General features: G+C 43.9%; 25 protein-coding genes. 12 read left to right on the forward strand and 13 right to left on the reverse strand.

Features of this window, described 5'->3' with window-relative positions:
* Positions 1 to 71 precede the first annotated feature (71 nt).
* Positions 72 to 4,025, forward strand: a complete 3,954-nt coding sequence (locus QUA03_RS10095) for a PAS domain S-box protein (protein WP_333211730.1) — start codon at positions 72 to 74, stop codon at positions 4,023 to 4,025.
* A gap of 23 nt (positions 4,026 to 4,048) precedes the next feature.
* Positions 4,049 to 4,279, forward strand: coding sequence for a hypothetical protein (locus tag QUA03_RS10100; protein ID WP_333211732.1), 231 nt, complete (start codon positions 4,049 to 4,051; stop codon positions 4,277 to 4,279).
* Positions 4,280 to 4,355: 76 nt separating this feature from the next.
* Here QUA03_RS10100 and QUA03_RS10105 read toward each other — a convergent pair whose 3' ends face one another.
* Genes QUA03_RS10105 through QUA03_RS10120 form a run of 4 tightly spaced genes read right to left on the reverse strand, consistent with a single transcriptional unit; the run spans position 4,356 to position 8,812 of the window.
* Positions 4,356 to 7,631 (reverse strand): tetratricopeptide repeat protein, encoded by a 3,276-nt coding sequence (locus tag QUA03_RS10105; RefSeq protein ID WP_333211734.1) that lies wholly within the window; start codon positions 7,629 to 7,631, stop codon positions 4,356 to 4,358.
* 42 nt (positions 7,632 to 7,673) lie between these two features.
* Entirely contained in the window at positions 7,674 to 7,997 is a 324-nt protein-coding gene (locus tag QUA03_RS10110; protein ID WP_333211736.1) for a hypothetical protein, read from the reverse strand.
* A gap of 17 nt (positions 7,998 to 8,014) precedes the next feature.
* Positions 8,015 to 8,596: a hypothetical protein gene (locus QUA03_RS10115; protein WP_333211738.1), complete on the reverse strand. Its 582-nt coding sequence runs from the start codon at positions 8,594 to 8,596 to the stop codon at positions 8,015 to 8,017.
* Positions 8,597 to 8,812, reverse strand: coding sequence for a hypothetical protein (locus QUA03_RS10120; protein WP_333211740.1), 216 nt, complete (start codon positions 8,810 to 8,812; stop codon positions 8,597 to 8,599).
* A gap of 213 nt (positions 8,813 to 9,025) precedes the next feature.
* On the opposite strand from QUA03_RS10120, the gene rpiA reads away from it, so the two are divergent.
* The 3 genes from rpiA (at position 9,026) to QUA03_RS10135 (ending at position 12,236) form a co-directional block, all read left to right on the forward strand.
* A complete protein-coding gene (gene rpiA / locus QUA03_RS10125; RefSeq protein WP_333153978.1) occupies positions 9,026 to 9,742 on the forward strand; it encodes a ribose-5-phosphate isomerase RpiA in 717 nt (238 codons plus the stop codon).
* 340 nt (positions 9,743 to 10,082) lie between these two features.
* Complete coding sequence (locus QUA03_RS10130; protein WP_333211742.1) at positions 10,083 to 11,267, forward strand: aldo/keto reductase; 1,185 nt, start codon at positions 10,083 to 10,085, stop codon at positions 11,265 to 11,267.
* Positions 11,268 to 11,480: 213 nt separating this feature from the next.
* Positions 11,481 to 12,236: a Fe-Mn family superoxide dismutase gene (locus QUA03_RS10135; protein ID WP_333211744.1), complete on the forward strand. Its 756-nt coding sequence runs from the start codon at positions 11,481 to 11,483 to the stop codon at positions 12,234 to 12,236.
* A gap of 66 nt (positions 12,237 to 12,302) precedes the next feature.
* On the opposite strand, the gene rsmG is transcribed toward QUA03_RS10135, so the two are convergent.
* Both rsmG and QUA03_RS10145 read right to left on the reverse strand, forming a co-directional pair.
* A complete protein-coding gene (rsmG, locus tag QUA03_RS10140) occupies positions 12,303 to 13,046 on the reverse strand; it encodes a 16S rRNA (guanine(527)-N(7))-methyltransferase RsmG (protein WP_333211746.1) in 744 nt (247 codons plus the stop codon).
* A 111-nt stretch (positions 13,047 to 13,157) separates the two neighbouring features.
* Complete coding sequence (locus QUA03_RS10145) at positions 13,158 to 13,829, reverse strand: energy-coupling factor ABC transporter ATP-binding protein (protein ID WP_333145528.1); 672 nt, start codon at positions 13,827 to 13,829, stop codon at positions 13,158 to 13,160.
* A 423-nt stretch (positions 13,830 to 14,252) separates the two neighbouring features.
* Between QUA03_RS10145 and QUA03_RS10150 the strand changes: the two genes are divergently transcribed.
* From QUA03_RS10150 to QUA03_RS10160, 3 genes are all read left to right on the forward strand, one after another.
* Positions 14,253 to 15,269: a Sll0314/Alr1548 family TPR repeat-containing protein gene (locus QUA03_RS10150; protein WP_333211748.1), complete on the forward strand. Its 1,017-nt coding sequence runs from the start codon at positions 14,253 to 14,255 to the stop codon at positions 15,267 to 15,269.
* A 15-nt stretch (positions 15,270 to 15,284) separates the two neighbouring features.
* A complete protein-coding gene (locus tag QUA03_RS10155) occupies positions 15,285 to 15,737 on the forward strand; it encodes a DUF3531 family protein (protein WP_333038358.1) in 453 nt (150 codons plus the stop codon).
* A gap of 195 nt (positions 15,738 to 15,932) precedes the next feature.
* Positions 15,933 to 16,367 carry an NUDIX hydrolase gene (locus tag QUA03_RS10160; RefSeq protein WP_333211750.1) on the forward strand — a complete coding sequence of 145 codons (435 nt, stop codon included), beginning with the start codon at positions 15,933 to 15,935 and terminating at the stop codon, positions 16,365 to 16,367.
* 148 nt (positions 16,368 to 16,515) lie between these two features.
* Here QUA03_RS10160 and QUA03_RS10165 read toward each other — a convergent pair whose 3' ends face one another.
* Together QUA03_RS10165 and ychF are read right to left on the reverse strand one after the other, a co-directional pair.
* Positions 16,516 to 16,881, reverse strand: a complete 366-nt coding sequence (locus QUA03_RS10165; RefSeq protein WP_333030414.1) for a phage holin family protein — start codon at positions 16,879 to 16,881, stop codon at positions 16,516 to 16,518.
* Positions 16,882 to 16,902: 21 nt separating this feature from the next.
* Positions 16,903 to 17,994 (reverse strand): redox-regulated ATPase YchF, encoded by a 1,092-nt coding sequence (gene ychF / locus QUA03_RS10170; protein ID WP_333211752.1) that lies wholly within the window; start codon positions 17,992 to 17,994, stop codon positions 16,903 to 16,905.
* A gap of 121 nt (positions 17,995 to 18,115) precedes the next feature.
* On the opposite strand from ychF, the gene QUA03_RS10175 reads away from it, so the two are divergent.
* Positions 18,116 to 18,472 carry a hypothetical protein gene (locus tag QUA03_RS10175; protein ID WP_333211754.1) on the forward strand — a complete coding sequence of 119 codons (357 nt, stop codon included), beginning with the start codon at positions 18,116 to 18,118 and terminating at the stop codon, positions 18,470 to 18,472.
* A 133-nt stretch (positions 18,473 to 18,605) separates the two neighbouring features.
* Here QUA03_RS10175 and QUA03_RS10180 read toward each other — a convergent pair whose 3' ends face one another.
* The gene (locus tag QUA03_RS10180; protein WP_333211756.1) at positions 18,606 to 18,854 is read right to left on the reverse strand and encodes a gamma-aminobutyric acid A receptor, epsilon-like protein; all 249 of its coding nucleotides are present in this window, start codon (positions 18,852 to 18,854) and stop codon (positions 18,606 to 18,608) included.
* A 527-nt stretch (positions 18,855 to 19,381) separates the two neighbouring features.
* Here QUA03_RS10180 and QUA03_RS10185 point away from each other — a divergent pair.
* The 3 genes from QUA03_RS10185 (at position 19,382) to QUA03_RS10195 (ending at position 21,644) form a co-directional block, all read left to right on the forward strand.
* Entirely contained in the window at positions 19,382 to 20,275 is an 894-nt protein-coding gene (locus QUA03_RS10185) for a C39 family peptidase (RefSeq protein ID WP_333211758.1), read from the forward strand.
* Between the two features lie 117 nt (positions 20,276 to 20,392).
* On the forward strand, positions 20,393 to 20,938 hold the full coding sequence (locus QUA03_RS10190) for a hypothetical protein (protein ID WP_333211760.1): 546 nt from the start codon (positions 20,393 to 20,395) through the stop codon (positions 20,936 to 20,938).
* 64 nt (positions 20,939 to 21,002) lie between these two features.
* Positions 21,003 to 21,644 (forward strand): lysozyme, encoded by a 642-nt coding sequence (locus tag QUA03_RS10195; RefSeq protein ID WP_333211762.1) that lies wholly within the window; start codon positions 21,003 to 21,005, stop codon positions 21,642 to 21,644.
* 172 nt (positions 21,645 to 21,816) lie between these two features.
* On the opposite strand, the gene QUA03_RS10200 is transcribed toward QUA03_RS10195, so the two are convergent.
* The 4 genes from QUA03_RS10200 to QUA03_RS10215 form a co-directional block, all read right to left on the reverse strand.
* On the reverse strand, positions 21,817 to 22,488 hold the full coding sequence (locus tag QUA03_RS10200; protein WP_333211763.1) for a hypothetical protein: 672 nt from the start codon (positions 22,486 to 22,488) through the stop codon (positions 21,817 to 21,819).
* A 27-nt stretch (positions 22,489 to 22,515) separates the two neighbouring features.
* Positions 22,516 to 23,322: a mannose-binding lectin gene (locus QUA03_RS10205; RefSeq protein ID WP_333211765.1), complete on the reverse strand. Its 807-nt coding sequence runs from the start codon at positions 23,320 to 23,322 to the stop codon at positions 22,516 to 22,518.
* Between the two features lie 24 nt (positions 23,323 to 23,346).
* Entirely contained in the window at positions 23,347 to 24,300 is a 954-nt protein-coding gene (locus QUA03_RS10210) for a CHAT domain-containing protein (protein ID WP_333211766.1), read from the reverse strand.
* 62 nt (positions 24,301 to 24,362) lie between these two features.
* The gene (locus tag QUA03_RS10215) at positions 24,363 to 26,408 is read right to left on the reverse strand and encodes a caspase family protein (protein ID WP_333211768.1); all 2,046 of its coding nucleotides are present in this window, start codon (positions 26,406 to 26,408) and stop codon (positions 24,363 to 24,365) included.
* Between the last annotated feature and the right edge of the window lie 44 nt (positions 26,409 to 26,452).

The following is a 26,452-nucleotide window of genomic DNA, read 5'->3' on the forward strand; positions in this document are numbered from 1 at the left end:
GGTTTAATTTAGTTTCACAAAAAAGTTAAATTCCAGAAAGTAAAATTAATTACAGTCGAGTTAAGCTAAAAGTGTTTGCTAAAAAAAGTCATTCAAGCAGCCCCGAAACCAACTATTCTCACTTGATCGACACCGACGGCGACTTCGCGACAGCAAAACTTTCGTGCAGCCAACAAGTCGAACAAGATTGGTATGGAACTCTCTACGAGAATTTTCCGGGCATTTACTTCGTTCTAGATGCTTTGGGAAGAGTTTTTTCGCTCAATCAATTCGGTGCGTCTCGCCTCGCCTACAAATCGCAGGAATTAATTTGTCATTCAATTTTTAACATATTTTACTGCCCAGAGCAAGGCAAAATGCAGGCAGAATTTGCCGGATTGGCCCAGTCGGAAAACGGTACGTCAACTCCAAAAGTTGCCTGTTGGGAAGGCTGCTTGACTTGCAAAGATGGCAGGATTATTAGGGTAAAAGCTACCGCGCGCGCAATGCCGGCGTTAGATTGGAAAATAGAGGAAAATACTAATGGTCGTTCAATTGCCAATTTCCAACGACCGGCTGTACTGTTAGTTTGCGAAGAAATTAAGGCCGCTTCGCAGTCACCCATGCCGCCCAACCAGAGAGGAAATTGGCGCAGTCCAACTTTGGCGATCGCAAAATTAGCCAAAAGTCAACTTAAAGAACGCAATAATATAGAAGACTTCATCCGCGAAGTAACAGAAACCGCTGTCAGTATTGTCAACTGCGATCGAGCCAGTATTTGGCTGTATGGCGAAGACAAAACGCAGCTTCACTGCATCGACCTTTACCAACAAAATACTAAACTCCATTCCGTACAAATCATCCTCACTGCAGCCGACTGTCCGGCTTATTTTCAAGCTTTAAAATCGGCAAGTGTGATCGCAACTGTGGCCGCAGAAAATGACCCCAGAACGCGAGAACTTGTCGGTCTTTATTTCGTCGATAAGAGCACGACTTCCCTGTTAAACGTACCGATTGTGCTAGCAGGTCAAAGGTTGGGAATAGTCAGCGCCGAACGCCAGGGTTCCGACGGTGATTGGACGGAAGAAGAACACGAATTTACCCAAATATTAGCAGATTTTGTGTCCTCAAGTTTGTCAGCTAGCGAAAAGTTAAAATTAGAAGCAATGCGGCACGAACAGCAGCAAAACTTGCTGACCCAATACTACGATCAACTAGAAGAAAGAGTAGAAAGACGCACTGCTGAACTCAAAAAAGCTAATCACAAACTGCAAAAAGAAATAATTAAAAGAAAACAAGCAGAAGCCGAACTACGCCTGCAGCAACAAGAACAGCAAATTATTTTTGATTCCGTGCCGGCGATGATTTGGCTCAAAGATACCGAAAGTCGTCTGCTGCGAATTAATCAAGCCGCCGCTGCATCGAGAGGTTTGCCTGCTGCTCAATTAGAAGGTAAATCTTTTTATGAAATCTATCCAGACGAAGCAGAGCAATATTATTTAGAAGATTTAGAAGTAATCAAGTCGGGCGTTCCCAAACAGGGGCAAGTCGAACTGCTACCAACAGTTTCGGGTCAAAAATGCTGGGTGCGGACAGATAAAATACCTTACCGGGATGAAACAGGTAAAGTCGCTGGTGTAATCGTGTTTGCCGTTGATATTACTGATTTAATTAGAGTCGAAAAAGAACTGCGAGAATATCGCGATCGCCTCGCACAAAAAGTCGAAAAACGTACTGCTATGTACAGGCAAGCCATGACCGCTTTGTACTCGGCAAATACGCAATTGCAACAGTTAATTAACAACAGCTATTCTGCCGCAGAAAATGGCAGCAGCCACTCAGCAGCGCGCTTGCTCGAATGCGAAGCTTATTTTGAAGCAGTTGCCGTGGCTGACCGCGACACAATTTTGAGCGTCAGCAGCAATTTTGCCGAACTTTTCGGTTACGAACCGGCGGAAATGGTGGGAATGAGCTTGCTGGAACTACTGTCGCCTAAATCATACAAACAGGCGCCGCAAATGATTTCTGCAGCTAGCAATACAGTCTGTGAAACTATTTTTCTCAAGCGAGATGGAACTGCTTTTCCTGCTGACGTTCGCAGCAAATTTGTATTTTGGGAAGGTCGTTTAGTACAGGTGAAAGCAGTCCGAGACCTCACGGAACGAAAATTGACCGCAGCAGAATTAGAGCGATCGCGCTCTCTGCTGCACGCTACCTTAGAAGCAACCGCCGACGGCATTCTCGCCGTTACTACGGCCGGAGAAATGATTAGCTATAACGAAAAATTAGTTCAAATGTGGGGAATTTATGAAGAAGTTAGAAATTCAATGGATAGAACGCTGCGGCTGGCATTTCTCACTAAGCAAGTGAAAGATCCGAGAGCTTTTTTGCAGAGAGTTAAAGAATTTTATAGCGATGCGGAGTCGGAAGGTTGCGATATTCTAGAATTTAAAGACGGCCGCACTTTTGAGCGCTACACGCAGCCGATTCGAGTCGGACAAAATATTATTGGCAGGGTGTGGCGCTTCCGCGATATTACCTCTCGCGAAAAGGTGACGGCAATGTTGGGAGATTCTCAAAGGCGGTTTCGGGCAATTTTTGATTCTTCTTTCCAATTTGTGAGCTTATTGAAACCGGACGGTACTCTGCTGGAAGCTAATCAAACTTCTCTAGATTTTGCCGGAATTAAGCTACGGGATGTGGCCAATAAACCGTTTTGGCTATTGCCCTGGTGGGGAGATTCTGAGGAAGTTCAGGAACAGTTGCAAGAGGCGATTTCTCGATCGGCACAAGGTGAATTTGTCCGCTATGAAGTGGAAGTTCAAGGTGTAAATCGGACGGCAATTGTTGATTTTTCTCTCAAACCTGTCGCGGATGAAACTGGGAAAATAGTATTGTTGCTGCCGGAAGGTCGGGACATAACTAAAAGTAAGCAAGCCCAAGTCGCGCTGCGGCAACAAATAGAACGGGAACGCTTGATCGCACAGATTCAATCACGCATCCGTTCTTCTCTGGATCTTCAAGATATTCTCAACACTACAGTAGCGGAAGTGCGGGAGTTTTTGGTAACCGATCGCGTGCTGATTTTCCGCTTCCGACCAGACTGGAACGGAGATGTGGTGGTGGAGTCGGTTGCAGAAGGATGGATGCCACTCAAGGGGATGGGAATTGACGATTGCTGTTTTGCCAATACTTACATCGGACAGTATTTAAAGGGCCGCATTCGCGCCATAGAGGATATTCATGCTTCTAATTTGAGCGAGTGTCACCTTAAATTTTTGGAGACTTGTCAGGTGAAGGCAAATTTGGTGGTGCCGATTGTCCAGCAGGGCATAGAACCTAGGGAAGGTAACGGTTCTTGTCAAGTGCCGAAGTTGTGGGGTTTGCTGATTGCCCACCACTGTTCGGCCCCCCGCCAGTGGCAGCAGTTTGATGTGGATTTGCTGAGTCAGTTGGGTACTCAAGTGGCGATCGCGATCGAACAATCTTTACTTTACCAGCAGCTAGCTGCGGCCAACCAGCGGTTGGACGGGTTGGCGAATTTGGACAGTCTGACTCAACTAGCTAACCGCCGCCGTTTTGACGAGGTGATCAACCGAGAATGGGAGCAGTCGAGCTCTTCGGAACCGCTATCTTTGATTCTGTGCGACATTGACTGTTTTAAACTTTACAACGACAATTACGGCCATCAAGCCGGGGATGCTTGTTTGCAGCAAGTGGCGCGGGCGATCGGAGATGCTTGCACAAATGCACCCCCAGAACGCCTCTATTTGGCTGCTAGGTACGGCGGCGAGGAATTTGGGGTAATTTTGCCAAATACGGATGTCGTCGCTGCACAGGCGGTTGCGGAGGCAATCCGCAGCCGCGTCAAAGCATTGGCCATTCCCCACATCAAGTCTGTTGTCAGTGATTCTGTGACTCTCAGCTTGGGAGTTGCGGCAGTTTCGCCAAGTCAAAATTCCCCGAAAATGTTGATTGAAGCGGCGGATAAGGCACTGTATCGAGCTAAGTCTGGCGGGCGCGATCGAGTGGCTATTAATCAGTAGTCAGGTTATTTGAGATTTGAGATTTGAGATTTGAGATTTGGGAATTACTGATGAAGCTGCTGGTTTGGGGCTTGTCTACAGTTCCATTCTTGTTTGAAACTGGTATTACTAAAAAAACGATCGCCCTAACTGGCATAAAGTTAGTGCGATCGCGGTACTATGAATCAGCTATTTATCTATCAGACTCAGCGCGGAATTTTTACGCATTTCCACGAAGATTGTTACAAGACTTCACAGAAAGAGGGGAAGCGTGAGAGATGCGGAAATTTTTCCTTATAATGACAACTGATAACAGTCAACAGTCAACAGTCAACAGTTAACCGTCAACAGTCAACCGTCAACTGACAAAAGTTTTTGAAACACCTTATACATATCCTCAGCCAACTTTTTAGGATTCCACAAAGGTGCGAGATGTTCTGGCTGCTTAGATTTTACTAAATGCTGTTTCACCGCATTTCTGAAACCAGCATCGCGGCCAAACTTAACTCCCCACTGCGTGTATTCCTCCCAACTCCATGCTGCACCAACATCAAGATTTGCACTTTTCAGAAAAGCGTAACCCATGCGCGAAAGATATTGGTCTCCCGATCGAGTTACCACTGGCAAATTCGCCCACAAAGCCTCTAAATTGTGAGTCCCGCCGTTGTAAGGATAGGAATCTAAAAGCACGTCGGCTACATAATAAATAGCCCGGTGTTCTTCTTCACTTCTGGTTTGCCCTATAAACTTAATCCGAGCAAAATCTACTCCCTGAATTTCGCATTCTTCGCGGTAAGTGCTGTGAATAACATCGGGGTCGCCTTGACCTTTGCGGATTAACACACTATCTGGTACTTCCTTCAGAATTGTAACTTGAGCTCGTACCATTTCTGGATTGGTTTTTCTCCCTGGGGCAACGCACAGATAAGTCATTTGATCTAAGCCAATTCCGAGAGCATTTCTAATCGCCTCTCGATTCACAGGAATGCTTTGCAGTGCGCCAATTGCTACCGAACCTGCAGGCAGTCTTACTAACTTTTCTAAGTAATTTTTTTCAACACCAGGGGGGTGAGTGTGTTCGTCGCACAGAAAGTAGTGATTATCTGAAATGTAAGGTGCGTCGAATCCCAGCCAAGAAACGCAAATCCGCGCAGGATATTGATACAGCACTTCCACATTTGTGGGTACTGTCATCGAGTCTAAGTCTATCAATACATCCAAGTTGTCTTGCGCTACTTCGGCGAAGATTTCGCCGCCGTCAGCAAAGCCGTTTGGATATTTTTTAGGCCAGTAAAACTTGCCCGCCATGTCTTCAAACCGCTGCGTAACCTCATCTCGGTGGAGTTTCCCGGTGACGTAAAGGTGAACGTGGGGGGTGATGTGGCTTAATTCGCGAATTAAAGCTTCGCTGCACCAGCCTACTGAGTGGCGGCGGAAGTGTTTGGAAAGGAAGCCTATTTTTAAAGGACGCTGTTCTTTTGTTTGGTAATTTGCTAGGTTGCTTCTGTTAATTTCCTGGCGTTTAGGAACGGCTTTTTGGTAGTATTCTTTGGCAATGAGTCTGTAAAAACTGGCATTCTTTTCGCGGTTGTCTCGCAGGTGAGAAACTGCAAACAGGAAGATTTCGTAGAGTAGTTTTAGTTCGATCACGCTAAAGGTTTCGACCTTTTCGTAGCATAGTTTCTCGATTTCCTCGAGTTTCTGAATTGCCTGTTTGCTGACACCTGATTGCAGGTAGGAAAAGACGTAGGCTGTAGCTGACATGACTGGGGCATTTTCGCCGCAGTTTTCGCAGTATTTGTCGGCTACGCTACGGGCTCCAGCGAGGTTGGTGGAATGGCTTAGCAAGTCGCACAGTTGTTGGTAGGCTTCGCTAAATTTGGGGTTGCATTGGATCGCTTTTTCAAAATTGGCGATCGCCTCCAAAGGCTTATCTTGTTTCTGAATGTGTCCCATCCGGCAGTAAACCTCTGCCCAACTCGGTTTTAATGCCAAAGCTTGCTGATAGCTGGCTAGAGCTTCTTCGAGCCGCCCCTGCATGGAAAAACAACTGCCGAGGTTAGCGTGAACTTCCGGCCAGTCGGGCTTAATTTTCAGAGTATTTCGGTAATTAGTAATTGCTTCGTCGTACTTGTTTTGCTGTAAAAAAGAATTGGCTATATTGAAGTGCAAAACTTCTAAATGTGGCTTTAAAGCTACAGCTTTCTGATAATAAGCGATGGCGGCGTCGAGATTGCCTTGTTGCGATCGCGCGCTGCCGATGTTACCGTAAGCTTCTGCCCAATCCGGTTTAATGGCGATCGCCTTTTCGTAGCATTCGATGGCTTCGTCGCGCTTTCCTTGGCCCAAAAGTCGATTACCTAAGTTAAAGTGGAAGTCTGCACCGACTAGCTGCGGGTTGAGTTCGGAGGTTCTTTTAAAACAGGCGATCGCTGCTTCGATGTTGCCGTGTTGGTGATATACTTTCCCTAAATTCCAGTGAGCTCCCGCTAAATCGGGACTCAGGGCGATGGCTTGCTGGTAATGGGCGATCGCTTCTTCCAAACGCCCCATTTTGAAATACATACTGCCGATATTGGCGCGCACTTCCGCAAAATTTGGCTGCAATTCTAGGGCTTGAGAATACGATCGAATTGCAGCTTCAGTTTTGCCTCCTGCTTGCAAAGCATTGCCTAAAGTGACGTAAGCGTAGATGAAATCCGGTCGAATTTTTAGCGCTTGCTGACAAGCTGCGATCGCCTCTTTAATTTTACCTTGAACTAAAAAGTCTTCGGCGAGTTTATTGTACGGTTCTACTTCTTGAAAATTGGCAACTTGTCCGCTATCTGGAACATTAATCGAGGTAACTTGTTCGGAAAGTTCGGCGGGGTTTGTAAACGGAGTATTTAAAGTCTCAGTGGTGGGCGCTGCCGGCAAATTGATACTCGAAGGCTGCAAGCCGTAGCCTTCATCTTTGTTGACAGATACTGGTTGCGATTCCCCTGATTCTGTTTCTAATTCGATAAAGTTGCTGTCAGTAGCGACCAGCTCTTTTTGTGCGATTAAACTCGATAATTTCTCAGCAGCGCTGGCATCTCCCGGTTGCTGTTGCAGCACTTTTTGATAGCAAGTAATGGCTGCCTCTAACTTTCCTTGCTGCTGCCAAACACTGCCCAGCATCATATTGACAGAAGACAATTGAGGATTAATTACCAGAGCTTTTTGGTAATAATTGGCTGCCTGTTCCAATTGCCCTAACTTGTAATACATACTACCGAGATTCGCGCTGGCTTCAGCAAATTCTGGCTGAATTTCTAAAGCTTGCAAGTAAGCTTCTATTGCCATCTCCAGCTTTCCTTGACTGTGCAAGGCATTGCCCATTGTCAAGTAAGCGGCAGCAAAATTAGGTTGGAATTTAAGAGCGAGATTGCAAGATGCGATCGCCTTTTCAAATTCTCCTTGCAAAACATAAACTTCCGCCAACTTTTTATGAACTTCTGCATCTCCTGGATTAAACTCTAAAGCTTTCTGATAGTTCTCGATTGCGCCACCGAGATCACCTCGCTCTTTCAGCCAATTTCCCTTTTGAAAATAATCTCTCACTGCCTCTAAACCTACTAAAGAATTCCCGATCATTTGCTCTGCCACTCTTACAGGTTTTACACTAATACTATTCAGCCATTCTACCCACTATCGGGATCGCACAGACCAAGTACACCCTCGATTTATATATTCTACCTGCTGTCTCAGATGATTTTCAGCAGTTGCGCCACCCGCACCGCTCGCCTCATTTAAAACTCCGACTATCGCCTCTAAAAACCGCCTTGTATATCCCTCCCAATCTGCGTTGCCCGCCCGCTTCCAATTAGTTATCGATGCAAAATTTTTCACCCCTGACATTGAAACTAGACGGGCAAATCCAGCAGTTGTTTCCGGCAAAGCTGCCAATTCACTCGTCACAATCCGGCAACCGCAGGCCATCGCCTCTATCACGGCAATAGATGAGGTTTCCAAATAGGTATTTGGGTAAGCTAAAACCGCGACTGAACGCAGTTGCCGGACGAGTTCGGGTTGCGGTAAGGAACCGACTTACTCGACGCCTTCTGTTTCCTGACACTGGTAGTAAAGTTGACCGAAAAAAAGCTGTTATCATTGTCGTCTATTTGGTGTACTTTAATGCTTGAAGATACTTTTAATCTGGTTCCGGGGACAGCTTGACGAATTTCGGGAAAGACTTTTAACAAAATATCAAGTCCGCGAAATGGAGTGCTGGTGTAAGCTAGAATGGGCGGTCGAGATTTTTGAGAGAGGATAAAAATATTATCAACAAAAATATTAGCAAAACCAGGTAGGATCGCATTTATTAAAACACAAATGCGATTGGAGTCAATCAGGAAACGGCAATGAAATTGCTCACGCTGCCAGTCGCCGACAAATACAAAAGCATCGCAAGCATTGATTTCTCGCTCATTCTTAAAATCTTGGAGGAATACAAAGCCCGGTTCGTTATGAATCCACAAAATTAATTGAGTGCGATCGCCCAAAAGCGGCTTAACTTCCAGCGCTTTGCCGACTGTATTGACTATAACTAAAAAATCGAGCGATCGCAGCAATTATAAATTTGATTTGTCTCCCACCCTGCGCCTGCAATCAACACCGTGCGACATCCCCGACTCGGAGGTATTGTTGAGCAAAAATACCTCGTTTCCCTGTGCAGCCAACGCCTCAGCTAAGTAACAAATAGCCGACTGAGTGCCGCCCAAAGGTTTGCAGTAAGGAGTTTCAATATTGTAATCCCAGGTGTAGGTATCGAGAAAGCCGATTTTCATTGTGGCAATTATCCACCGATTTGTGAACTAGATTTTTTTATTTAACCGCAGAGGACGCAGAGGGACCAGAGAAAAAAGAGAGAAGTTCCCACTTGAAATAATTTGCGATTTCCCTCTCTTCTTCTTCTTCCTCTCTGCGTTCTATGCGCTCTATGCGGTTAAATAAATCCATAATAAATGGTATAATCTTAAAACTATTAAGGAGTACCGAACATGACCACAGAACAAGATCCCGTAAAATTGATGAAACAGCAAGTCGGCTTTGCTGCTGCCGATCGCGTAAAATCTGGTATGATTGTCGGACTCGGCACCGGGTCAACTACAGCTTATACTATTCAAGCATTGGGCGATCGCATAAAATCAGGTGAACTCAAAGATATCAAAGGAGTGCCGACATCTTTTCAATCAGAAGTGTTAGCCAAACAGTACGGAGTACCGCTGACAACACTAGATGAAATTGACAGAATTGATGTGGCTATTGACGGCGCTGATGAAGTCGATCCCCACCTCAACTTAATTAAAGGTGGCGGCGCAGCCCACACCCGCGAAAAAGTAGTCGATTACCTCGCCACTCAATTTATTGTAGTAGTTGACAGTTCTAAAATTGTAGATAAATTGGGTTCGACTTTTCGCGTACCCATCGAAGTTATACCGATGGCATTAACACCAGTGATGCGCGCCATTGAAAAATTGGGCGGCAAACCCGAACTCCGCATGGGCGTGAAAAAAGCAGGCCCGGTAATTACCGATCAAGGTAATATGGTAATTGATGTCAAATTTGATGACATTGCCAACCCCGGAGAAATGGAAAAAAGCTTGAATAACATTCCCGGTGTGTTAGAAAATGGTTTGTTTGTAGACTGTACAGATTTGGTTTTAGTCGGCGAAATACAAGACGGAAAACCCGTAGTCCGGGAGATTTCTAAATAGTCAAAACTGCCACACGGGCGGTCAAAAACTCTTGGTGGAACAGGCACTTTGCCTGTTCAGGAGAATGCTGCAATATGCGAGTTAAGCTGTTGGGCATCTAAATTGTATTTTTAGGGCGGGCTTTCGGGCCCAACCCCTACTCCACACAAGACTTTTCTTAAATTTGACTATACAATTTAAATGCACTTGGGCTTACCTTGACTTTGATTGTCAAAATTCAGGGGTTTAAACTCCTGTATGGCGGAGGAATATTTTTAGGGTGGTTTATAAATCTCCATCCTAAAAACCAGGCGATTCATCTGTCAACTGTCAACTGTCAACTGTCAACTGTCAACTTTTTATGATGCAATATCGCAGATTCGGTCGCACAGAATTATCCATGCCCGTCTTTTCCTGCGGTGGCATGAGATATCAGTATAAATGGCAAGACGTGCCAGCCAATGAAATCCCCCCAGACAATCAACAAAATCTAGAAGCGACGATTAGCTACTCGATTGAATGCGGCATAAATCACATAGAAACTGCTCGCGGTTACGGCACTTCCGAAATGCAATTGGGGTGGATTTTCCCGAAGTTTTCCCGCGAAAAGTTGATAGTGCAAACGAAAGTTAGCCCCAAACCAAACTCCCAAGAGTTCCGCGAAGACTTTGATAAATCCTTAGCTTATTTGCAACTAGAATACGTCGATTTGCTGTCGCTACACGGCATTAATACGTGGGAATTGCTAGAGGAGTCTATCCGTCCGGGCGGCTGCATGGATGTGGCGAGAAAGTTACAAGCAGAAGGGAAAGTTAGGTTTATTGGTTTCTCAACTCACGGCCCGACGGATGTGATTGTCAAAACAATTGAAACCAATCAATTTGATTATCTTAACTTGCACTGGTACTACATCAATCAAAGTAATTGGTCGGCTATAGAAGCTGCTAAACGTCACGATATGGGCGTTTTTATTATCAGTCCTTCCGACAAAGGAGGTCAACTTTACAGCCCGCCGCAAAAATTGGTAGATTTGTGCTATCCGCTGAGTCCAATGGTGTTTAATGATTTGTTTTGTTTGTCGCATCCGCAAGTACATACTTTAAGTTTGGGGGCCGCCAAACCTGAAGATTTTAACGAGCATCTTAAAGCTGTAGAATTGTTAGATAGAGCCGATGAAATTTTGCCACCATTGTTAGAAAAGTTAGAAAAAGCAGCCATTGATAAATTAGGAAAAGATTGGTTTAAGACTTGGCACGTCGGTTTACCAACTATCGAAAATACTCCCGGAGGTATTAATATTTATGTGATTCTGTGGCTGTGGAATTTGGCGCAGGCTTACGATACGATCGACTATTGCAAGATGCGCTACAACCTCTTAGGTAATGCCAGTCACTGGTTCCCGGGCCAAAAAGCCGATCGCCTCAATGAATTAGACTTGCGCCGCTGCCTAGCCCACAGTCCTCACGCTGCTAAAATTCCCGGTATTCTCCAAGCAGCCGATCGGCTTTTTGGGGGCGAAGCCATCCAGCGCTTGTCCCAAGAATAATCAAAAAAAACCCGGTTTCGAGACAGAAACCGGATTAGTGAACCGGAGCACGTGAGTTAGTTACGCGCACACAATTAGCCTATACTTGAGAAACTATCACAACCATCGCCCATCCGTCTCATCCATTCGGGCGATACCACTTTTTTTCTCAACTCACTCCCATTTTGCTTTAATCTGAGATAAAACAGTTAATAATGCACTTAGGTACTTTTTATGACTCTCAAACGCCGAGATTTCTTGTATTTAGTGACAGCCACCGTCGGAGCTATTACCGCAGGTGCTTGCCAAGCGTCAGGAAATAATGTATCGCAAGCAAGTCCAATTGCAGAAAGTCCCAAAATAGCCCAAACCCCCGGGCCTTTTACACTGCCACCTCTGCCCTACGAATACAATGCTTTAGAACCGCACATCGATGCGCGGACAATGCAATTTCACCACGACAAACACCACGCCGCTTACGTTAAAAACCTCAACGATGCTGTCAGTAAATACCCGCAACTCAAAAATATCTCTGCGGAAGATATGCTGCGAGATTTGAGCAAAGTGCCGGAAGATATTCGCACAACCGTGCGTAACAATGGTGGCGGGCACCTAAATCACAGTATGTTTTGGGAAATCATGGGTCCCAACGGCGGCGGCGAACCTACAGGGGCACTTGCAACAGCAATTCAGCAAAATTTCGGCAGTGTTGACGATTTTAAAACAAAATTTAACGATGCCGGCGCCAAGCGTTTTGGCAGCGGTTGGGTTTGGCTAGTCCGCAATAAAGCTGGCAAACTTGAGATTACAACTACGGCAAATCAAGACACTCCTTTCATGGAAGGCAACTATCCAATTATGGGTAACGATGTTTGGGAACACGCTTATTATCTCAAATACCAAAATTTGCGTGCCGACTACTTAAAAGCTTGGTGGAATGTGGTTAATTGGGCGGAAATTAACAAGCGCTACGAACAGGCGATCGGGTAGTTTTCAATTAGATGAAATACAGGACACGGCCGATGAAATACAGGACACGGCAGTGCCGTGTCCCTACTAGCGCACGGGACGCTCGAACTGCTGTACAACTTTCCGCAAGTAAACGCAGTGCCGTGCCCCCTGACTCGTCGGCGTTGTGAATGCTTCGACTGACTCAATGGTGCCGCCCAAATGCTCGATCGCCCTTTGCAACTCGGTTTCTTCCTCCACCGTCCAATTCCCTCGGTAAAGTACAGCTAAACCGCCATTTTTCAGCAGAGGCAGTGCGGATTTAGCGCAGAGAGGAGCGGCTCCCACTGCTCGGAGAACTGCTAAATCGTAAGCTTGTTTGTGCTGTGGCTGTCGGGCAATTTCATCGGCTCTGCCCAACAAAGTCGCCGCATTTTCTATCCCTAAAGACGGCACAACTGTTTCCAAAAAAGTAATTTTTTTGCGAGTAGAATCGAGCAAAGTAACTGATAAATGCGGCAGGGCGATCGCGATCGGCAACCCCGGAAAACCCCCACCAGTGCCAATATCAATAACTTTATGCACCGAATCTAGGGGCAATTCGCTATTTTTTTCTGCACTGTTATTAGCTGGCAGCAGTCTCCCAATTCCCCGCAGAGAATCCCACAAATGTTTTTCCCAAAACTCCATCGGCTCAGTAATTCGAGTTAAATTCAAGGAGCGATTTCCCTCGACAATTAACTCATAAAGCCGCTGAAATTTTTGTTGCTGCGACTCATCCGGCTGCCAATTCAGCGTTTTTTGCCACAACTCGTTCATCTGGGGCAACACAGGCATTGTAATCTGATTCATCTTTTATTCCCACTCTTTTGTAAGCTCTGCAAATTATCTGCACTTAAAAATGCTTCATAATGCGATAGACCCGCCCGCACTAACTAATGACTAATGACTACTGACTACTGACTAATGACTCACAAAACTCGTTTCCTTAGCTTCTAATTTAGCCCGATCGACCTCCTGCAAATCCCCGTGATCTAAAGTCCAAAATCGGTCAGCAACGCTCAGCAAATCGCTAGCATCGTGAGTGACAATCAACAAAGTCCAGTGACTTTTCAACTTACTCAACAAGCTTACCAACTGCCGGCGCATCGACCAATCCAAACCCGCCGTCGGTTCGTCCAAAAGTAGCAAATGCGGCTGCCGAATTAGCTGCACTGCCAGGGCTACCCTGCGCTGTTGCCCGCCACTCAAAGCGTGGGGGGAAGCGCGCAGCGGCAAATGTCCGAGTCCCACTTCTGCCATTGCTTTGTTGATTTGTTCTTGTCCCAATTCAGGATGCCCCAGTCGCAATTCTTCTAAAATTGTGCCTCCGCAAAAATGCCTTTCTGGAAACTGGAATACTAACCCTCCTAATTGTTGCAAGTGTTCCGGTGTTAATTCTTGTTCCCGCCAGCGGATGTCGCCGCTAGTTTTTTCCGCTAAACCTGCTAATATTTCTAATAGGGTACTTTTGCCTGAACCGCTGCGGCCCACAATCAGCCCCATTTGCTGCGAGGGAAGTTCTAAGTTAATATTTTTCAGAATAGGATTCGGACAGGCGGTAGGATGATATACTAAGTTTTTTAGATAAAGCATTAACGGCAGTTTTTAGTTGGCAGTTGGCAGTTGGCAGTTGGCAGTTGTTAACAGTCAACAGTAAACACTCAACAATCAGAAAAATATTTATTGTTGGAGCGGGGAAATTCGGGTTGTGCTATTGATAGTTAAGGATGTTTTTGGCTGGGGTCGATCGCAGAGAATTATTTTACATAAATCTTGACAAAATTTTTCTTTATTTTTCAGGATTGGCATTTGATTTTTCTGTTTTTTCATGGTATATTTTGATAATGGGAATCTGTGCTTCAATATATTACAAGTCACAATTCCATTATTAAAATATACCTCAACAACCATCAAAAATCAAGCAAATTTTACTCTTTTTTTGGTCGCGGTCCGAAAGTCTAAAAATTTTACTCTCTTGTTTCTAGTTTACAGTATATTACATTGAGAGAATTGACGATGACGAAAACCCCTTTAGCATCGCTGGGCAAGCAAATGTTAAGTTCTAAACAGACAGTGCGGGCGATCGCCAGTGCAGCAGCGATCGCCCTCAGTATCTGCATTAACTCCGCAGTAGCGGGCGATCCCTTTCGCAGCAGCAACCCGCAGGCGATCGGGTCCAACACCGAAACCGCTTTCAAAACAATGTTTCAGCAAGGAAACTACAAACAAGCAAAAACTCAAATTAAACAAGCACTATCAACCGAACCAAACGAGCCGCTAGCCTATGCAATGGCAGCCTCCCTATCCTACATCGAGCAAGACTTAAACTCGATGAATTCCTACGCACAAAAAACCCGCGAAGTCGGCGAAAAATTGACTAAAACTAATCCATTGCGCGGCAATATTTACACAGCAGCAGGTTACTTTCTAGAAGGGGCGAACATTATAGCCAAAGAAGGAACAGCCAAAGGCGCGCCCCAAGCGTTGAGTAAATTGCGAGTAGTATTTCAATACCTAGATGCCGCCGACAAAATAGCGCCCAACGACCCAGAATTAAACCTAATCAAAGGCTACATGGACTTAATGCTAGCCACAAACCTACCCTTTTCCAATCCCAACGAAGCAATTCAAAGACTCGAACAAAAAGCCTCTCCCCGCTACTTAGCTTATCGCGGCATGGCAGTAGGATATCGAGACTTAAAAAAGTACGATCGCGCTTTAGAATTTGCCAACAAATCGCTAGCTGAAACGCCAAATAATCCCGAAGTTCTCTATCTAAAAGCACAAATATTGTTTTCCCAATCCCAGGGAAAAGACAGCAACAAAACCTTACTTGAGGAAGCCAGAAAAAACTTCGACGCAGCCTTAGCAAAACCCGACCAACTGCCACGCAGTTTAGTAGCAGAAATTTTCTTTCAGCAGTGCAGAACCCGTAACCGTCTCGACAGCCAATCTCGCGCCTGCGACCCGATGCGCGATAAAATTAGAGATGCAGATGGAGTCTGGGGGCCGGCGGCCTTACCACCACTATAAAAACACAAAAAAACTATGCAAGTAGAGTTTCGCGAGTTTAACCCCTTTGACCTCTGGATTTGGCTGAAGTTCAGCAACGTGCCTTCAAACGGTGAAAAACAGTATGTTGAAGAAGTGTTTGACTCTTGGTTTTTCTTGGGAAAACTGGGAGGATTTAATGCAGAAAATTTGCAAGTTCAAGATGAAGGCTTAGATATCAGTCAGATGAATTACGATGTTAATCTAGCCGACCAAAGCATGATGGCTTTGATGCACAATATGGGAGAAATGGAGTATCAAGGTTCTTGGGCTCGCTGCTGGTTTGATTTGGGTACTAGCGATGCAATTGGCCTCGATGTCTTGATTAATGTTTTCCAGCAACTCAGCAAAGAATTCGTAACCATTGAAAAACTCATTATTGGCGGGGAAAATAGAAACTGGCCCGTTGACACCAGTCGCCGTCGAGAGACTTTTGCCGCTGATAATTAGTGATTAGTGATTACTCATTAGGGGCGGATTCTACTCGTTACTACGCTCTGCCTGGTCACACATATCCGGAGGCTCTGCCTCCTATTTTGCTGCTCCGAAAGCGAGGCAGAGCCTCTGGACATTGATTCCTAGACATAGCCTAGGAACCAGTTAACTGATAACTAATGACTGATGACTAATGACTGATAACTAATTATGCAAAAAGGTAAAGTTCGCGTAATTGTTTTAGGATTAATTCAATCGGGCGATCGCATTTTCGTGTCAGAATGCGAAGATCCCGTCAAACAAGACACATTTTACCGCGCTTTGGGTGGTGGCATAGAATTCGGAGAACACAGCATCGACGCTTTGCAAAGAGAGTTTCAAGAAGAAATTCAAGCCGAGTTGACAAACATCAAATATTTGACTTGTTTGGAAAACTTCTTTGTTTATAATGGCCAAGCCGGACATGAATTAATACAATTATACCAGTGCGATTTTGTCGATGGCAAATTTTATGAATTGGAGAGTCTAGCCTTTGCAGACGGAGAGTGGGTATTTAACGCACTTTGGATACCGATCGAGCGCTTTCGATCGGGCGAATTGCGCCTCGTTCCAGAGCAATTTATCCACTACTGCGAAAGCAAATAACTCAACCAATACCAAAAAACAAATACCTGATATGGGGGAATTAAACCTAAAATATTTGCCGAAGAGGCGGGTTTCACCTGAAATATTTGCGATAACTAACAGGATGAATAAACCCGCCCTTTCCTTCCGCCCCCCGCATTACCCGGATCTACCTTACACTAGGCAGAGTCCGCAACAGCTCATAGAGCAAAGAGTTGATAAAACCGAGGGCGATAGCCCCCAGCAAAGCACTCCAAATTCCCCAGCGCAAGCGAAATCCATCCACTAGCCAAGCCGCCAATCCAAAGATAATCGCGTTGATAACAATTATCCACAAACCAAAAGTTACCAACACCAAAGGAAAACCCAAAACCACAAAAAGTGGCCGCACCAAAGCATTCAGCAATCCAAAAACCGCAGCCGAAATCATCGCTTTTCCAAAAGTGTCAATATCCACCCCGATGGGCAATTTGGAAATGATAAAAAAGCTCACCGAAGTTACCAGCCAAGCAATTGCCAGCGAAACGATATCCATGTGCCAATCTCCTTAAAAAAGCTAAACATTAAATCGGAACAACAGCACATCCCCCTCTTGTACAACATACTCTTTCCCTTCACTGCGAACTAAGCCTTTTTCCTTAGCTGCATTCATCGCGCCCGTAGCAACCAAATCTTCATATGCTACAGTTTCGGCCCGGATGAAACCCCGTTCAAAATCCGAGTGAATTACCCCCGCAGCTTGCGGTGCTAACATTCCGGCGATAATCGTCCAAGCGCGAGTTTCCTTCGGGCCGCTAGTAAAATAAGTCCGCAAACCCAATAATTCGTAAGTAGCTCGAATCAGAGATTTCAAACCCCCTTCTTTTACCCCCAGAGATTCTAGGAAATCCGTTCGTTCTTCCTCTGACAACTCCACCAATTCTGACTCAACTTGCGCCGAAACTATGACAACCTTAGCATTTTCTTTAGCTGCTACTTCCCGCACTTGTTCGACATAGCTATTTCCAGTTGCTAAATCGTCATCAGACACGTTAGCAGCATAGATAATTGGTTTATTGGTCAGTAATTCCAAACCTTTAACTAATTCAGATTCTTCATCTGTGAAACTGTACTGCCGCGCAGGTTTCCCCGCATTCAAAACCGCGACCAACTTTTCGAGTACATCCACTTCAGCCTGGGCTTCCTTGTTGTTGCGGGCTTGTTTGCGAGTGCGATCGAGCCGGCGTTCAATTTGAGCTAAATCTGCTAGAATTAATTCGAGATTGATAATGTCAATATCTCGGATCGGATCGACAGAACCCGCAACGTGAATGATATCATCATTCTCAAAACAGCGGACAACGTGGACGATCGCATCTACGGCCCGAATGTGAGATAAAAACTGATTTCCCAGTCCTTCCCCCTGACTCGCCCCCTTCACCAAACCCGCAATATCCACAAACTCCATCCGCGTCGGCACAGTTTGCGCGGAATTGGAAATATTGCTCAGCACCTTCAACCGTTCGTCTGGCACTGCCACGATACCCGTATTTGGCTCGATCGTACAGAAAGGAAAATTAGCAGCAGTCGCCTTGGCATTAGCAACCAGAGCATTAAACAAAGTAGATTTGCCAACATTAGGCAGTCCGACAATTCCGGCAGTAAGCATAGCTATTTAGAAACATATCACTGTTTCAAAATATCATAAGCAATAGCAATATATCTGACTTGTCCCTTCTAACTTCTACAGCTAAGCTTGAATAAATATCTAACTTGAGGTAGATGGCTCAATGGTTAACAAGTGGTTAAGCAAAGTAACGATCGCTGCGGCGCTGTCGCTGCCCCTGTTAGGGCTGGCAGCAGCTAGCGTTTTCGCTGAGGTGGTCAAAATTTCGGTGATTAACAACAGCGGCAAGACGATGACAGCCGTTTATATGTCTCCTCCCGATAAGGATACTTGGGGAGAAAACGAGCTAGAGGCCCCCATTACCGATCGGGAAAAGGCAGATTTTGAGTGGGATCAAGCTGACTACGGCGGCTCGGATGCGGGCTGTATTTTCGATGTCAGGGCCGAATACGATGACGGCAAATGGACTGCTTTGGGTGCTGTTGACCTTTGTAAAGAGACTGCGCTCAACTTCAAGTAATCGATAATCTACGCAAAAACCGAGTTTTTTCAAGTCTGATATTCAACAAAATGATTGGGGACTTGGGAGAAAGCCGGTTTTTGCGATCGACCTTACAAACAATCTTAAATTTCGCGATCGACCAAAACATAATTTAAACAGGTTCAGGGATTGTCTGAGGAATTGGCCCCGGCACTGTTTGAGGAATTGGAGAGGGTACAGTTTCCGGCACCGGTTCGGGAATGGGCTGCGGAATTGGCGCAGGTACCGGTTCGGGTACAATGCCGGGAATCGGTTCGGGAACGGGGCCCGGCACTGGTGGCGATGCGGGTATAGTCGGGAACCCCGGTTCGGTACTGGGAATCTGCGGGCCGGGAAATGGACTAGGGTTGGGAAAAATCACGGCAATTCTATTAATAACTCGATACGATCATGGTAGATAAAAAACTAGAAATACGACATCTATCTAAATAGTGAAAATTTATTAAAATTGATATTTTGTACCATTTTAAATCAGCTTTTTGGAGTAGACGAAAGCAACCGGGTTTATTTGTATTTAATTTTTTAGGCTGACCGAAAGCAATTTGGTCACAGCCCCCCGGTACAGGCCGTGAACCCTTGAAAAAAGCGTAGCGTACTCATCACGTGCGATCGCTACAGCCCGTGGGAGCAATTCTAAAATCTAAAATCTAAAATCTAAAATCTAAAATCTAAAATCTAAAATCGCGCAATCGAGCGCCCTCCCAAAAGCCTTGCCCGCCTGTTGTTGGGCACGACACCTAGCCAAAAGTACAGGTTATGTCCCGTACTTTTGGCCAGTTGGGAGCTGGCCTTTTGGCTAATTTAAAACTCAACTAAAAGCTAGGAATTTTTTGGGGATTATTCTCTTACGATTGAACCTAACATCATTACCAGTCCACGAGGTAAAGAATGAATACCCTAGAATATACATTGCGTTTTAAAGACAATTCGCTGCTGAAAGCTCGCCCACTCGACACATCACTATTATCTCCCGATCAAATCCTCAATTACAAAGCCGGAGACGAAATTTTTATCAGTGCGTACACCCCTAATTTGCAAGGTAAGTATATTCGGGTTTATCTCGCTGAATTCGACAGTTCCTCAGTAGAAACAGCCCCAAAACAATATTACTGTTTTGGCGATGATGTTGAAATCTCCTTAACTGCTGTTTCGCGAGGCGAGTCAGTAGCTCAACAATACCCGCCAGTATTGCCTCCCAAAGTCAATTTAAAAGTCACTTACCATTCTCAACTTAATAATTTAGAAAATCCTTATGGGGCTTGCAATGTAACTTCCCTAGCAATGGTGCTCAAGTTTTACGGGGTAGATTATCGCACGAAAGAAGATATTAACAACGACGTACAGCTTGAAGACATACTTTACCAAAGAACTTTAGATTGGGATGCCGAATATGGGTTTAGCGGTGCTAATTGTAGCCGCCATCAGCCACAATTCTTGATGCGACTGCTCCGAGAATCTGGTCAAAAATATGGTGACGGCAAGCTTCAAAATTCTTACTTTAAGAACGTGACTTCAGAGCAGGAAATCAAACAGCATTTGGCGAAAGAAAACCCAGTCATCGTTCACGGTTATTTCACGAATTCCGGTCATATCATTGTCATCAAAGGTTATGACGATGCAGAGGGGGTTTGGATCTGCAACGATCCCTATGGCAAATGGCTAGGTTATCAGGGTGGATATGACAATAACGCTAGCGGTGGAGATGTTCGCTACACTTATTCCGACCTTCGAGCTGTTTGGGATGTGGATGGCGAGAGTTGGTGTCATTTTCCCGTTCCCTAAGTAAGCATTGATATTTGTAGGGTCGGGTCTCCTAGATTGATAGCATCACCACGATCGCTCTTCTCAACCCGCCCTCTCTTTCACCTTGTAGTCTGTCACAACAACTTCCCTAAAGTTATGACGCAAATTGATAAAGTAGCGCAAAAATTGTTAGACCTTGATGAAGATACTCTTAAGGCACAGCTTGGGATTCGGATTCAAGAAATAGGGCAAGATACAACCGCACGTTCTGCTTCTATTGAGAGTCTTGAAGAGGCTCTAAACGCAACTCCCAGAGGTTTTAGTTCAGATAGTCTTGCTTTGAATTTTGGCGACCAATTCTTCAAGAAATTCAATATCAAATCCTATGAGTTGATGTGCGGCGAACTGTTAGATCCAGAACTGATAGCTAAAATTCAGGCAAGCTACAAAGAAAACTCTGAGAAAGCAGCGGCATTTTTAGCCCCGGCTTTAGCAACTCAACTCAATTTACCTTTTTCGATCGCAATGATTGTTGCGGTATTGATTATCAAAACACTGGTTTCAGCAACTTCTACAGTTGCCGAAACCACATCGGAAACGGTCTGCGAAATTTGGAAAGAAAATCTGCCTGAAGAGACAGATACATTTAACGGCAAAGAATCGCCAACAGCAAACAGTGTTGCACAACAGCCAGTGAATTAATTATAGAGCTTATGCTTCACGGTTGAATTGAAACAGAAAATCCAAAAAGTAAGGAGAAATTACGATGGAACGGGTGCTCGAAATCTTCCCTGATGGGAGTCTTTATGAAATGGAAGGCGAGGTGGCGGTAAAGGCGATCGCCACGGAAGGGCAAGTGAAATTGCTCTCAAAAGCTTTGCGATTCACATTAGCGAAAACATTTACCATTGCACCTCCCGATAAAATTCCTCCTCAAGTTATGGAAATAGGAGTGCGGGGAGGGATGACAATCAATCAAGACGGGGTGAATTTGATTAAATCCTTTGAGGGAATGGAGTTAGAAGCCTATCTTGATGCTGTTGGCGTTTGGACAATTGGATACGGACATACCCAAGGCGTATATGAGGGTATGACAATTACGGAAGCACAGGCGGAAGAATTGCTGAGAAAAGATTTAGCGGAATTTGAAGCGTATGTGTCTGAGGCTGTGCAAGTTTCTATCAATGAAAATCAATTCTCAGCTTTAGTGTCTTTTACGTTTAATCTGGGGCCGGAAAATCTTTTTGATTCAACTCTTTTAAAGCTTTTAAACCAAGGAGACTTTCAGGGAGCGGGTGATCAATTCCCGCGATGGAATAAGGCAGGGAGTCAAGAATTAGAAGGATTGACACGGAGGCGGAAGGCTGAAAGAGCTTTGTTTTTAGGGGAAGATTGGACAGTTTTTTAGGCTACCAAGATACCACAGTTGGATTGCTGCCACTGTTCTTACCCTTTAATAGAGCGGTCTGTATTTTAAGAATTATATAGACCGCTTTTTATAAAATGACTCTCGATAAAGACTAAAATTATATCGTTTTTTGTAAATCAACTAAAATAAAAAATGCTCTTTAATTTTAGATTTATTTAGTATAATAACACTGCCCCTCAGCGACGCCAAATTTCCTATCTGGCGGCTCACTAGGTGCTACTTTTCGACATCTAACATTGTATTCCTGTGAACACCATGAAGTTGCAGCGTCAGTGTTAACCCCCTTGGTGTGACCAAAATAAATCCTATCAGGGTTATTGCGGTCTAAGCGTTCGTTACAATCATCACTTTTTAGTAGAGGATAATTACTAGGAGCAGGGGTGGGAGTAGTATTGATATCCTTTCCTATTCCTCCGAAAATAAATAATAATACTACTCCTCCTACACCTCCAATCACTAAAAGTTTATTAAGTGTTGGAGGAGAGGCGTTATTAACAGGAAAATAATTTGTTTTAGATTTTTTTTTAGGACAATTAAGTTGTCGTTTAATTTCTTCTAACTGTTTCTTCTGATTTGAACCAAATTTTTCTTCTTCTAAAACTTCGCAAAGTCTACAAAGTCCTTCTTGATTATCTTGGTCGATTAATCGCTGAATCAAATTTGTAGAAAAATCATCAGCAGATCCATCCATTGGTAAATTCTTATGGTCAACATCTATTTTTGAGCATAATGATGTTCTCGCATCTGGCTTGACTGGGTATGGGGTGCGCTTTAGTAAGTCTATTAATGTGATTTTTTCGGCGTGTGATAATTGTTGCACCATACAAATCCGTTAAAAATCAAACATTTTTTAATATTGCAAACTTCCCGAGGTATTTTCAATTCCTTCAAGTTTAATGCTTGTTGAGTTTAAACTACCGTCGCGTTTTCGGCATTGGGCTGAAAGTACATCCCGATTAATAGAGATATTGTTACAAGTGTTTTGATAGGTGCTAGCTTTGCCCAATCCGTGAAATTCAAGAATTCCATTTATATTTTCAATTCCTTCAAGTTTAATGCTTGTTGAGTTTAAACTACCGTCGATTTTTCGGCATTGGGCTGAAAGTACATCCTCATTAATAGAGATATTTTCACAAGTCTTTGGATAGGTACTTCCTTGAGAGGTGCTGTGAGCGGGAATAGCTATCGGATCGTGTTTCGAGTGTTCCCCTGCCCATTTGATTCCAACTATTAAACTTGATGAGATAATAGCAGCAGTGGATATCAGTATCATTTTGGGTAATTTTTCCTTTGGTTTAGCTAGAGATTCTTGCCCTGATTTAAATGGAGTTCCCTGAAATTGATATTCAGAATTACAACAACAATCAATCTTTGAGATAATTGTGGCTAATCTATCAGCTTCTCTGCTTTTACGAAAAATAGGTAATAGTTCTTTACAACAAAGATTACAGATAGCTTCTTGATTGCCAATGTCATCTAAATAACCAATTAACTGTGTTAGAAAATCATCATCTGAACCCTCTCTTAAAAAGTGAAGCTGCTCGGTTTTAATTCCAATCTTCCTACATAGTGCTTCTCGTGCTTTTGCTCGTTGACTACGACGTAATAAATCTACCAATATATCTACTTCAGATGGCTCTAAAAAATTTGAAGACATAAAATTATACCCCGGTTTTCAACACTATTGACAATTTAATTTTTGTTGAAGATTTTCCAAACAAGGCGCATACTTGCCTCTTTTAAAGAAAGGTTCAAGTTCCTTGCATAGTTTAAAAAGAGTTAGTCTATCATCTCGACTATGCAAATCGGTAATGAGCTCTAAAGCAAAATTAGCATCCGTTGATTGCCTTAAAAAGCCAAGTTCATTAGGATCAATTCCAATTTTTATACATAAGGGTCGTCTTGCTGAATGTTCTGCACGTCCACTACGGATCAAAATATCTGTAAATATTTCAATGTCATCTTGAGTGAGTTCTTTATTATTAGAATTATGTGAAATAGAACTTGGACGAAATTTGATAATAGGAACTAAATCTTGAGGAATGTTATGCAATGCAATATTATTTTTGCCAATTTCAAAAGCAACTTCATAGTTATAGCCAGCACTAATCGCATCATAAAACCCTTTAGAAAATTTAATCGCTGCATTATCTCGGATAGAAAATTGCATTCCAATTACAGAATCAATGTGCTTAAAAATCGCTTCTGCTTGTTCTTCGGAATAACAAGCATTGAGCAGGACACACTCAATCTTCGCTTTACATAAAGAGAATAACTTTGCTAGTGCATCTGTACGGACTGGTTGGGCATTTCCTGAGTCATCTTGCAAAACTATACCCCCAGGTTGCCCTTGCAATATTACAGCATCTCTTTGAGGCTGCATATCTCCCAAGTTATTATCTACATGAAGACCTTTATTCTTTATACCATGTCCCGAAAAATGTACAATTTGTGGCTTTTCATACAATAAAGCATTCCGCAAGTCATCAATGCTTACTGCCCATTCCGTAATTAATTGAAAATCATCTCCCATTTTATGCCCTCCTAATGCTTTTTTTATTTCCTTCGCTTCCTGATCTAATTCCAAGTGGTCTGTCTTTACAGGATTAGCTGCTAAAAACAAAATCTTTTTCATGGTTTTTACCTCAAAGCTAAACAATCAGCTAAATCAGTTAACCCAATTCGAGTTAAACTTTACTAGGACTTGCGTTGTAGAAAAAAAGAACGTTCTACTGTTGTCCAATCCTCATCCGGTGGAACGGTAACAGGTCGGCCATCCCGATCGCCTTTACCTGTCAATGCCGTAGCTAATAAATCTTCTAAAAGGCTGTCTCCGGTTCGCACGCCTCCCTGTACCAGAGTACCAAAATCCGTTGGGTAAGTTGTCGCAAAAACCTTGAAAATTTCAGTGCCACCCGCTATTGAATCCTGCTCATAAAATGACACAAAGGGAAAATTATCAGGTAAGTAAAGTTGTATCTGTTCACCTTGACGTAAACCAATATCCACCCTTTTACTCGGTTCAAATTGTTGATTTGCCCCTGTAACAGGATAAAGAGGATTCACTCCATAGGTTAAACCAAAGTCGAGAATGCTGATAAAAACGGGGTGTTGATAATGGTTAACAATCTCAAACTTTAAGATATCGCCCTCTCGAAAGACAATTTGACCTCTATCATCTTCTGGTTTAGCTTCTCTCCAATTTCCATCAGATGTCTTTCGCTTGAGGATAAACTCTATTTTATCCTTCAGGCAGCTTTCAGGATTGGGATTTTTCAGCGCTAATGCAAATCGATAACGGGCAATTTTTTCTAAGTTTTCTCTGAGTATCACTGTCGCCTCAGCTTCAGTCAAAGCGCGAGTTGGCATCAGGAGTTGACCATCTTGCCCCACCACTGCCCAAATTGGCTGCTCAATCATTTGCAGTTGAGGTACTGAATCGTCGGGAGTCACCTTTTGTCGGGGAGCGATTATATAAATTCGGGCATCAGCAACTTCACCATTTTGAGTCTGGCGTAACAAGGGTGACTGAGAAATCAAATCAACTGTCTCATTAACAGCTTCTTGATAGTCAGTTTCGGCTTTAAATTCAACTTTGAGACGCATTTCCCCATAGAAATGAGCTTCTTCTATAGCGCGACTTCCTGGGATAATTATATTAGTCTGACTTTCTTTAATAATCTTGGCATCAGAAGTTAATGCTCGAACAGAGGTAATTTTCACCTGACCCAGTTTGGGAGTTTTGTGAGCGATATGATGAATTCCAGAAGGATAAATAGCCCATTGAGAGCCTACAGTTAAGCCGAGAGCCGCACCTGCTGCCAAAGTAACTTGGTTGTTTTTACGCTGCTTAACCGATACAAAACGCATCGGTTGGATTTCCTGAATGTTGAATAACTCCCTATCCCGCGCTCCTTCCATCTGCGGATGCTGTCGAGCCTCATATACTGTGACTGCGGTACTAGCACGTTCAAAAACATCGCGATAGGTCATTCCTGACTGAGCAAAGCGTAATTCTTTGCATAAAAAATACGTTAAAGCACCGTGAGTAACGGAAGTATTCTGTTGCCGCTCTAAGTATTCATAAGAGCTTTCCTTAGCATTACAACCCGCTATCAGGACATATCGCTGACTCATCGGCAACCAGCCACTAGCACCAATCTCGCGCGTTGTTCCTCTAACCTGATTTGCAGCAATAGGCGATGGAGGAAGGTCTTTAATAGAGCGAGTGTCAGGTTCTACTGAACGCACAGCCGCACCAAAGGTATCACGAACAATACCGCCTGAGTGACAGGAATCAAAAATTAGGGTGATGTACGGAGTTTTTTCACTCAGTTGAAGCAACCAAGCATAGAGTTCATCATCTGTAATGTCCCGATTTTTATGAGGGGTGCGTCCACTATCGTAAGGTACGATCGTTTCATCCATACCATCTGGTTTATCTCCCTCACGGTCAGTGATCGAAGAACCATGTCCGCTATAGTGAATTACCACAATGTCGTTGTGGCTGACTTGATTAACTAGAGTCTCTAAAGCAGTTAAAATCCCATCGCGTGTCGCTTGTTCGTCTAACAATTGACTAATTTGTTTTTCGGGAAAACTAAAGTTTGTTTGCAGAATTTCTTTCATAAGCTCGACATCATTTAGGCAACCAGAAAGTTGTTTATTTTGTGGGTAGTTTGGGTACTTGTTGATGCCAATTAGCAATGCCCACTTATTTTTTTTTGTTGATCTATTAGTCATAATTAATCGTTATCTTATTTTACTCTTCACTCTGTTCACTGAGA

It is taken from the genome of Microcoleus sp. S36b_A4, from assembly GCF_036700645.1.
Lineage (GTDB): Bacteria > Cyanobacteriota > Cyanobacteriia > Cyanobacteriales > Microcoleaceae > Microcoleus.

Excerpts from the sequence above, each read along its gene's own strand:
- QUA03_RS10195 (WP_333211762.1), top strand. The coding sequence starts at position 21,003 with ATGGAACGGGTGCTCGAAATCTTCCCTGATGGGAGTCTTTATGAAATG.
- QUA03_RS10200 (WP_333211763.1), bottom strand. The coding sequence starts at position 22,488 with ATGGTGCAACAATTATCACACGCCGAAAAAATCACATTAATAGACTTA.
- QUA03_RS10155 (WP_333038358.1), top strand. The coding sequence starts at position 15,285 with ATGCAAGTAGAGTTTCGCGAGTTTAACCCCTTTGACCTCTGGATTTGG.
- QUA03_RS10175 (WP_333211754.1), top strand. The coding sequence starts at position 18,116 with ATGGTTAACAAGTGGTTAAGCAAAGTAACGATCGCTGCGGCGCTGTCG.
- QUA03_RS10205 (WP_333211765.1), bottom strand. The coding sequence starts at position 23,322 with ATGTCTTCAAATTTTTTAGAGCCATCTGAAGTAGATATATTGGTAGAT.
- QUA03_RS10190 (WP_333211760.1), top strand. The coding sequence starts at position 20,393 with ATGACGCAAATTGATAAAGTAGCGCAAAAATTGTTAGACCTTGATGAA.
- QUA03_RS10150 (WP_333211748.1), top strand. The coding sequence starts at position 14,253 with ATGACGAAAACCCCTTTAGCATCGCTGGGCAAGCAAATGTTAAGTTCT.
- rsmG (WP_333211746.1), bottom strand. The coding sequence starts at position 13,046 with ATGAATCAGATTACAATGCCTGTGTTGCCCCAGATGAACGAGTTGTGG.
- QUA03_RS10135 (WP_333211744.1), top strand. The coding sequence starts at position 11,481 with ATGACTCTCAAACGCCGAGATTTCTTGTATTTAGTGACAGCCACCGTC.
- rpiA (WP_333153978.1), top strand. The coding sequence starts at position 9,026 with ATGACCACAGAACAAGATCCCGTAAAATTGATGAAACAGCAAGTCGGC.
- ychF (WP_333211752.1), bottom strand. The coding sequence starts at position 17,994 with ATGCTTACTGCCGGAATTGTCGGACTGCCTAATGTTGGCAAATCTACT.
- QUA03_RS10145 (WP_333145528.1), bottom strand. The coding sequence starts at position 13,829 with ATGCTTTATCTAAAAAACTTAGTATATCATCCTACCGCCTGTCCGAAT.
- QUA03_RS10215 (WP_333211768.1), bottom strand. The coding sequence starts at position 26,408 with ATGACTAATAGATCAACAAAAAAAAATAAGTGGGCATTGCTAATTGGC.
- QUA03_RS10120 (WP_333211740.1), bottom strand. The coding sequence starts at position 8,812 with ATGAAAATCGGCTTTCTCGATACCTACACCTGGGATTACAATATTGAA.
- QUA03_RS10130 (WP_333211742.1), top strand. The coding sequence starts at position 10,083 with ATGATGCAATATCGCAGATTCGGTCGCACAGAATTATCCATGCCCGTC.
- QUA03_RS10165 (WP_333030414.1), bottom strand. The coding sequence starts at position 16,881 with ATGGATATCGTTTCGCTGGCAATTGCTTGGCTGGTAACTTCGGTGAGC.
- QUA03_RS10160 (WP_333211750.1), top strand. The coding sequence starts at position 15,933 with ATGCAAAAAGGTAAAGTTCGCGTAATTGTTTTAGGATTAATTCAATCG.
- QUA03_RS10185 (WP_333211758.1), top strand. The coding sequence starts at position 19,382 with ATGAATACCCTAGAATATACATTGCGTTTTAAAGACAATTCGCTGCTG.
- QUA03_RS10210 (WP_333211766.1), bottom strand. The coding sequence starts at position 24,300 with ATGAAAAAGATTTTGTTTTTAGCAGCTAATCCTGTAAAGACAGACCAC.